At 73.3% G+C, this 8,144-nt stretch carries 6 protein-coding genes and 1 riboswitch; of the genes, 4 read left to right on the top strand and 2 right to left on the bottom strand.

What is annotated here, in order from left to right; all coding sequences use genetic code 11:
* Nucleotides 1–492 precede the first annotated feature (492 nt).
* Complete coding sequence (gene pcrA, locus HCJ92_RS19985) at nucleotides 493–3,051, bottom strand: DNA helicase PcrA (RefSeq protein ID WP_167935002.1); 2,559 nt, start codon at nucleotides 3,049–3,051, stop codon at nucleotides 493–495.
* A 56-nt stretch (nucleotides 3,052–3,107) separates the two neighbouring features.
* Between pcrA and HCJ92_RS19990 the strand changes: the two genes are divergently transcribed.
* Entirely contained in the window at nucleotides 3,108–3,728 is a 621-nt protein-coding gene (locus HCJ92_RS19990) for a DUF1707 SHOCT-like domain-containing protein (RefSeq protein WP_167935003.1), read from the top strand.
* Between the two features lie 269 nt (nucleotides 3,729–3,997).
* A riboswitch (cyclic di-AMP (ydaO/yuaA leader) is annotated at nucleotides 3,998–4,172 on the top strand.
* 9 nt (nucleotides 4,173–4,181) lie between these two features.
* On the top strand, nucleotides 4,182–5,507 hold the full coding sequence (locus tag HCJ92_RS19995) for a C40 family peptidase (RefSeq protein ID WP_167935004.1): 1,326 nt from the start codon (nucleotides 4,182–4,184) through the stop codon (nucleotides 5,505–5,507).
* Nucleotides 5,508–5,564: 57 nt separating this feature from the next.
* Here the strand turns inward: HCJ92_RS19995 and HCJ92_RS20000 are convergent, their stop codons facing one another.
* Nucleotides 5,565–5,915, bottom strand: coding sequence for a hypothetical protein (locus HCJ92_RS20000; RefSeq protein ID WP_167935005.1), 351 nt, complete (start codon nucleotides 5,913–5,915; stop codon nucleotides 5,565–5,567).
* 168 nt (nucleotides 5,916–6,083) lie between these two features.
* Between HCJ92_RS20000 and HCJ92_RS20005 the strand changes: the two genes are divergently transcribed.
* Both HCJ92_RS20005 and HCJ92_RS20010 read left to right on the top strand, forming a co-directional pair.
* A complete protein-coding gene (locus HCJ92_RS20005; RefSeq protein WP_167935006.1) occupies nucleotides 6,084–6,806 on the top strand; it encodes a DsbA family protein in 723 nt (240 codons plus the stop codon).
* Between the two features lie 65 nt (nucleotides 6,807–6,871).
* Nucleotides 6,872–8,008 carry a C40 family peptidase gene (locus HCJ92_RS20010; protein WP_167935007.1) on the top strand — a complete coding sequence of 379 codons (1,137 nt, stop codon included), beginning with the start codon at nucleotides 6,872–6,874 and terminating at the stop codon, nucleotides 8,006–8,008.
* Nucleotides 8,009–8,144: the final 136 nt, after the last annotated feature.

The following is an 8,144-nucleotide window of genomic DNA, read 5'->3' on the forward strand; positions in this document are numbered from 1 at the left end:
CTGCTGGGGCGCGGGCGGCGCGGGCGGCGCGGCGAAGCCGGGGGGCGGGGTGTGCGGCGCGCCGAAGCCCTGCGGCTGCGCCGGTGCGGGCTGTCCCTGCTGCGGGCCGGGCCCGTTGTCGCCGGTCGGCTGCTGCTGCCAGGGCTGGCTCATCGTGTTCTCCCCCTGCGTGCGGTACCCGCGCGCTGTGATGCGGTGACAGACGCGCAGGTGGTCCAGCTGCGCAAGGGAAGCTAACCGCGTGGCGAACCGGGACGACAAGCTGTTTGTCCGCACTGTGACACTACGGCGACATCCGTCACGCTGTCAGGTCACGGCGTAGGACCAGGTCACGGCGGGTGCGCCCACCGCGGCCCGAGGCATGCGGGCGGCCGGAGCAGGGCCGGACCGGACCGGGGTGGACCGAGGCGGACCGGGGCGGACCGGGGTTCCCGCCGGCCGCCCTTGCCGCCCCGGCCACGCGGGACGCGCCCCGGCCGCGCCCGCGGTCAGTCAGAGCTTCTCGACCGGCGCGTACCGCAGCAGCAGCCGCTTGGGGCTCTCGCCTCCGAAGTCGACCGTCGCCTGGGCCCGGTCACCGCTGCCCTCGACCGCGACGACGGTGCCCAGCCCGAAGGTGTCGTGGGTGACGCGGTCGCCCGGGGCGAGGGCGACGACCTCGCGGTCCTTGATGCGTCCGGTCGCGAACCCGGAGGCGCCCCGGGTCAGCCGGTTGCGTGAGGCGCCGCCCGCCGCAGTCCCGCCGCGGCCGGGGGCCGGGGCGCTCGCGGTGCCGCCGGTGCGGCGCCAGTCGAGGTGGACGGCGGGGATCTCCTCCAGGAACCGGGACGGCGGGTTGTACTGCGGCTGGCCCCAGGCGCTGCGGACCGTGGCGCGCGTGACGTACAGGCGCTCCCTGGCACGGGTGATGCCGACGTAGGCGAGGCGCCGCTCCTCCTCCAGCTCCTTGGTCTTCCCCAGCGAGCGCATGTGCGGGAAGACGCCGTCCTCCATACCGGTGAGGAAGACGGTGGGGAACTCCAGGCCCTTCGCGGTGTGCAGCGTCATCAGCGTGATGACGCCGTCGCTCCCCTCCTCGTCGTCGGGGATCTGGTCGGAGTCGGCGACCAGCGAGACCCGCTCCAGGAAGTCCGCGAGGGTGCCCGGTTCGTCCTCCGGCTGTGCCTCCTCGAACTCCAGCGCCACGGCGGCGAGTTCCTGGAGGTTCTCCACGCGGGTCTCGTCCTGCGGGTCGGTCGACGCCTGGAGCTCCGCCAGGTACCCGGTGCGTTCCAGGACGGCCTCCAGCACGGTGGCCGGGCCGGCGCCGGACTCGGCGATCGTCGCCAGCTCCTCCAGCAGCGCGTTGAACCGCTTCACGGCGTTGGCGGACCGCGCGGCCATGCCGTACGCCTCGTCCACGCGCCGCAGCGCCTGGGCGAACGACACCTTCTCCTGCAGCGCCAGGGCCTCGATCATCGCCTCGGCCCGGTCGCCGATGCCGCGCTTGGGCACGTTGAGCACCCGGCGCAGCGACACGGTGTCCTCACGGTTGGCGAGCACCCGCAGGTAGGCCAGGACGTCGCGGACCTCGCGCCGCTCGTAGAAGCGCACGCCGCCGACGACCTTGTAGGGCAGCCCGACCCGGATGAAGATCTCCTCGAAGACCCGGGACTGGGCGTTGGTGCGGTAGAAGACCGCGACGTCACCGGGACGGCTGGTGCCGGCGTCGGTGAGCCGGTCGATCTCCTCCGCGACGAACTGCGCCTCGTCGTGCTCGGTGTCCGCGACGTAACCGACGATCTTGGAGCCCTCGCCGGACTCGGTCCACAGGTTCTTGGCGCGTCGGTTCTCGTTGCGTTCGATGACCGCGTTGGCGGCGGTGAGGATGGTCTGGGTGGAGCGGTAGTTCTGCTCCAGCAGCAGTGTCGTCGCCTGCGGGTAGTCCTCCTCGAACTGGAGGATGTTGCGGATGGTCGCGCCGCGGAAGGCGTAGATGGACTGGTCGGCGTCACCGACGACGCACAGCTCGGCGGGTTCCACCGCGCCGGGCTCGTCGCTCGCGGTGCCGACCAGTTCGCGGACCAGCGTGTACTGGGCGTGGTTGGTGTCCTGGTACTCGTCGACCATCACGTGCCGGAACCGCCGCCGGTAGTGCTCGGCGACGTCGGGGAACGCCTGGAGCAGGTTGACGGTGGTCATGATGATGTCGTCGAAGTCGAGGGCGTTGGCCTGCTGGAGGCGGGACTGGTAGAGCGCGTACGCCTCGGCCAGCGTCTTCTCGAAACCGTCCTGGGCGCCGGCGGCGAAGTCCTCGGGGTCGATCAGCTCGTTCTTCAGGTTGGAGACCTTGGCGCTGAACGACTTCGGGGGGAACTTCTTCGGGTCGAGGTCCAGGTCGCGGCAGACCAGTGCCATCAGCCGCTTGGAGTCGGCGGCGTCGTAGATGGAGAAGCTCGACGTCATCCCCAGCTTCTTCGACTCGCGGCGCAGGATGCGGACGCAGGCGCTGTGGAAGGTCATCACCCACATCGCGTTGGCACGGGGGCCGACCAGGTCCGCGACGCGCTCCTTCATCTCCCCGGCGGCCTTGTTGGTGAAGGTGATCGCGAGGATCTGGCCGGGGTGCACACCGCGTGCGGCGAGGAGGTGGCCGATGCGGTGGGTGAGGACGCGGGTCTTGCCCGAGCCGGCACCGGCCACGATCAGCAGCGGGGCGCCACTGTGGGTGACGGCGGCGCGCTGCTGCTCGTTGAGGCCGGTGAGCAGCTGCTCGGGGTCGATCGCGGGCTTGCGGGCTCCGTCGCGGTAGTAGGAGGCCGCCTCGGGTTCCGCGGTGAAGGCACCGGCGAAGAGGTCGTCGGGGACGTCCTCGGGCGGCGGGTACGACCCGTCCTCCGGCGGGGGCGGCTCCTCGTCGTGCCGGGGCCCGTCCCAGGCCGACCGGCCGCCGGGGGCGTCGCCGACGACCTCGGCGAAGGTGCCCTGGTGGGCGGTGCCGCCGGGGCGGCCGGCCGCGCCTGCTGCCGCCGCGAGGAAGTCGGCGCTGTCGTCGAAAAGGCTGCTGCTCATCGCTCCCGAGTCTAAGGCGACGGCCGCGGGTGCCCCACGGCTCCTAGAATCCCGGTATGACTAACCTGCCGCATTCTCCCGACCACGATCCGCGCGCTGACCTGAGGGCCTCGGACTCGGACCGGGAGGCCGTAGCGGAGCAGCTTCGGGAGGCGGCCGGGGACGGTCGGCTGGACCTGGAGGAACTGCAGGAGCGGCTGGACCGGACGTTCGCGGCGAAGACCTACGGCGAGTTGGCGCCGATCACGGCGGACCTGCCCAGCGGTCGGGCGCACGCGGTGCAGCGGCGGGAGGCGGAGCCGGCGCCGCCGCTGGTACTGAAGGGCGGCGCCGCCGGCGACTCCCGCAAGGGGCACTGGGTGGTGCCGCAGCGCCTCTACGTCCACGGCGGGATGGGCGGGGTCAAGGTCGACTTCACGCAGGCCGAACTGACCCAGCCGCTGGTGGTGGTGGACGTCCACGGTGACATCGGGGGTGTGACGATCGTGGTGCCGACGACGTGGCGGGTGGAGCTGGTGCACACCGAGTCGGGGCTGGGCGGCGTCACCAACAAGACGGCCAAGGTGCCGCCGCCGGAGGGGCCGGCGCCGGTGCTGCGGGCGACCTGCTCGGGCGGGATCGGCGGGGTGACCATCCGTCACCCGAACCGCTGGGAGCTGCGGAAACTGCGGAAGTAGGCGCACGCGGGAGCGTACGCGCCGCGGCGTGCCCGCCGGTCACTCGCTGCGATCCGTTTGACGGCGGCCCGCGCTCCCGCGGGTCGCCCTCCGCCGCTCCGCAGAGCGGAACGGCGGCTGCGGCGGGCGGCGGGAGCGGGCCGGCGACGTGCCCAAGGTCACGGCGCGAATTCGTCGATCGGGCGATCCGCCCTTCCCAACGCACCCTGCCACTGGCTAGCGTGCGAGCGCAGGGTGACCCGCACGACGGCTGCCGAACGCGGCGGCACGGGTCTCCCCCGCCGAGTCCGGAGAACTTCACCGGAGCCGGGGAACCAATCGGGAGCGCGTCCACCGCGCTCCCCGGGCCGAATCGGGGACACGTCCCGGCAGGGGCGTCCCGTAGGGCAACCTTCCGTGGCCCGAGGCCGTCAGCTCACCTGGTAGGCGGTTGACGGAAGGAAGGACACCGCTTTGGGTTCCCACCGGAAGCCCCGTGCCGGACTGTTCCACTCGCCCGCCGCGCGCCGTGGCGTCGTCGGCCTCGGAGCCGTCGCGCTCTCCGCCACGCTTCTCTCCCAGCAGGCCCTGGCCGACGAGGAGTCCCTCTCCGAGGCGCGCGACCGCGCCGAGACCAGCTCCGGACGCGTCGCGGAGGTCCGCGAGCGGGTGGACACGCTGTACCAGGAGGCAGGCGCCGCGACGCAGCGGTACAACGCCGCCGAGGAGGCGACCGAGGAGCAGCAGCAGGCCGTGGACGCGCTGCTCGACGAGGCCGCGGTGGCCGCCGGCGAGGTCAACGAGGCGCGGCGGACGGTGGGGCAGTTCGCCACTGCGCGGTACCGGCACGGCAACGCGTCGGACACCGCGACGCTGCTGCTGGTGAACGATCCGCAGCGGTACTTCGACACCCGGTACGCCCTCGGCCGACTCACCGGCCAGCAGCAGCACGCCCTCGACAACTTCGCCGCGCGGCAGGGGACGGCCGACGAGAAGCGCGGCGAGGCCGTGGAGGCGCTGGCCGAGCTGGAGGAGCGGCAGAGCGAGCTGGACACCGAGAAGAAGGACGTCCAGGAGAAGCTCCGCACCGCCCGTGAGCTGCTGGACTCGCTCTCCGAGGAGGAGGCGGAGCAGCTGGCCGAGCTGGAACGGCTGGAGCAGGAGGAGTCCGACCGGAAGGCCCGTGAGCTGCGGGAGCGCCGGGAGCGGGAGGCGCGCGAGGCGGCCGAGCGGGAGCCCGAGGCGGACGCGGATACGCAGGAGGACGGCGGATCCGCCGGTTCCGGCGACTCGGGCCCGGGCAGTGGCTCAGGCTCGGGCAGCGGCAGCGGCAGCGGCAGCGGAGGCAGTGGCTCGGGCGGGGGTTCCGGAAGCGGCGGCGGATCCGGCGGGGGCGGCTCGACGCCGAGCCCGCCGCCCGCGACCCCGCCGTCGCCGGGTTCCGGCTACAGCGCGAAGACCGCGAAGGTGCTGGCCTTCGCCGAGAAGGAGCTGGGCAAGCCCTACGTCTGGGGCGCCACCGGCCCCTCCGGCTACGACTGCTCCGGCCTGACGCAGGCCGCCTGGCGCGCCGCCGGGGTGGAGCTGCCGCGCGTCACCTACGACCAGGTGAACTTCGGCAAGCGGGTGGCGAAGAGCGACCTGCTCCCCGGCGACCTCATCTTCTTCTACCCCGGCGTCACCCACGTGGGCATCTACGTCGGCGACGGCCAGATGATCCACGCGCCGCGACCGGGCGACGTGGTGAAGGTCGAGGCGATCCGGGTCATGCCCTTCCACAGCGCGGTGCGCCCCGCCTGAGCGCCGCGCGGTCCCGCGGTGGCGCCTGCCGCCGCCACCGTGGGACCGGCGACGGACTCACCAGAGGGTGGCGATGAAGATGTTGGCGGTGGTCAGCAGGCCGATGGTGCCGAAGATCGGGGTGGCGACCTTCTCCTCGTCCCGGTTGAGGTAGGCGAGGGCGGTCACCACCACCAGCAGGACGAGCTTGATGCCGATCTTGATGTGGTTGACGTCGGCGCCGTCCGCCTCGTTGAGGCCCACCAGCGCGATGCCGGTGACCAGCATGGTCAGGGCGCCGTGCAGCATGCCGGGCGTGACGCGGGCGTCGCCGGACTTCAGCAGCTTCGTCTGGGCGAGGAAGCCGCCGAGCAGGGCGGCGATGCCGATGATGTGGAGCGCGAGGAACAGATTCGTCAGGAACTGCATGGTGGGGAGCGTACTGGCCGCCGTTCGGGTGGTTGACGCCCGTATGCTGATACGGACCCCTGGCCGAGTGCCGGGGTGCCCCGCCACCGCTCACCCGCACCCGTCACCCGCACCCGCACCCGTCACCCGCTGTCCGGCGCCCGCGCCGGCCGGCTGCCTGGAGCCCGGATGTTCAGCCGCAAGAAGCAGTCCGCCGTCGTCATGGTCGTGGTCGCGTTGGTGGTCGGGGCGATGGTCCTGACCGGGCTGACCTCGATCGGCGGCTCCGGCGGTGCCGCCGACCAGAACGGCGACCCGGAGGCGCTGGCCGCCATCCCGGCCGACGACCCGATCCGGCAGTTGGAGCGCCGCGAGGCGGGCGACCCGATGGCGCTGGGTGATGAGGACGCGCCGGTGGTCATGGTGGAGTACTCCGACTTCCAGTGCGCGTTCTGCGGCGGCTACGCCCGCGGCAGCTACCCGGCGCTGGTCGAGGAGTACGTCGAGGCGGGTGTGCTGCGCATCGAGTTCCGGAACTTCCCGATCTTCGGCCCGGAGTCCGACACGGCGGCGCGCGCCGCGTGGGCGGCCGGGCAGCAGGGCCGCTTCTGGGAGTTCTACGAGGCGGCCTTCGCGGAGGACGCGCACCGGGACACGGGGAAGTACTCCGAGGACGGGGTGCGCGAGCTGGCCGAGCAGGCCGGTGTGGCCGACCTCGACCGGTTCGCGGAGGATCTGGACTCGGCGGAGGCCGGGGAGTCGGTGGAGCGCGACGCCACCGAGGGGTTCGATCTGGGGGTGGAGACCACTCCGGCGTTCCTGCTGAACGGCCACCCCGTGGTGGGCGGGCAACGAGCCGACGTCTTCCGCGACATCATCGATCAGCTCCAGGCACACGAGAGTCAGAACTGACGCATTGCTGTCAGTCCCGGTCGGTAGGCCGGTCCGGGGGTGCTCCGGGGCTAGCGTCCGGAGCCATGGCTCACCATGAGACAACCGGCCGTCGACGGCCCGCGCACCGGAAGCCGAGGGCCCGTTCCCTCGTCGGCTCCCCGGCTCGCACCGTCGCCGGCCTCACCCTCGTCGGCGCCGCGACCGTGGGCGTGCTGCACGCCCCGGCGGTGGCGGACCCGCAGCCCGGTTCGGCCGAGGTCCGCGCACGCGTCGCCGAGCTCCACCACGAGGCCGAGCAGGCCACCGAACGGTTCAACGGCGCTACGGAGGCGGCCGAGGAGGCCGAGGCCCGCCTCGAACGCCTCACCGACGACGCCGCCCGGCGGACCGCCGGTCTCAACGACGCGCGCGGCGCCCTGGGCGCCGACGCCGCCGCCCGCTACCGCTCCGGCGGGATGCCCGGCACGGTGCAGCTGGCCCTCGCCGCCGACCCCGACTCCTACCTGAGCAGGGCCGCCGCGCTGGAGCGCTCGCAGCACCGTCAGAGCGGCGCCCTGACCCGCCTGGAGTCCCAACTCTCCCGGATCGAGCAGGTCCGCGCCGAAGCCGCGGAGGAGCACGAGACGCTCCGCGAGGCTCGCGCCTCCGCCGAGAGGGAACGCGCGTCCGTCCTGAAGCGCACCGCCGAGGCCGAGGAACTCCTCGCCACCCTGACGGCGGCCGAACGAGCCGCCGCCCTGGCCGCCGAGGGCCACGGCGAGGACCCGACCACGAGCGGCGCCGAGCGGACACCCACCCCTCGTCCCGACGGCGGCGAGCGAGCCGCCCGCGCCGAGGAACGGCCGCCCGCGCCCCCGCCCGCCGCCACCGGCTCCCGCGCCGCCCAGGCCGTGGCGTTCGCCCAGGGCCAGCTCGGCAAGCCGTACGGCTGGGGCGCCACCGGCCCCTCGGCCTTCGACTGCTCCGGGCTGACCCAGGCCGCCTGGCAGTCGGCGGGCGTGTCCCTGCCCCGCACCAGCCACAGCCAGATCGGCGCCGGAGCACGCGTCTCCCGGGATCAGCTCGCCCCCGGTGACCTGGTCTTCTACTACCCGGGTCTCACCCACGTGGGGATGTACGTCGGCAACGGCCAGATCATCCACGCCTCCCGCCCCGGCACCCCGGTCCGCTACGCGCCGGTCGACTCCATGCCGTTCGCCGGCGCGGCCCGACCGGGCTGACCGGCACGGCCCCGCACCCGCCGTGGAGACGACGGTCAGACCTGCGGTGGCGGCCTTGTAGGCGCGGCCCCAGAGGTTCGCGAACGCCTGACTCCGGATGAGGTGGACCCAGTCCGGGCGGACGATCTCACGGTTG

The organism is Streptomyces spiramenti, assembly GCF_012034385.1.
Lineage (GTDB): Bacteria > Actinomycetota > Actinomycetes > Streptomycetales > Streptomycetaceae > Streptomyces > Streptomyces spiramenti.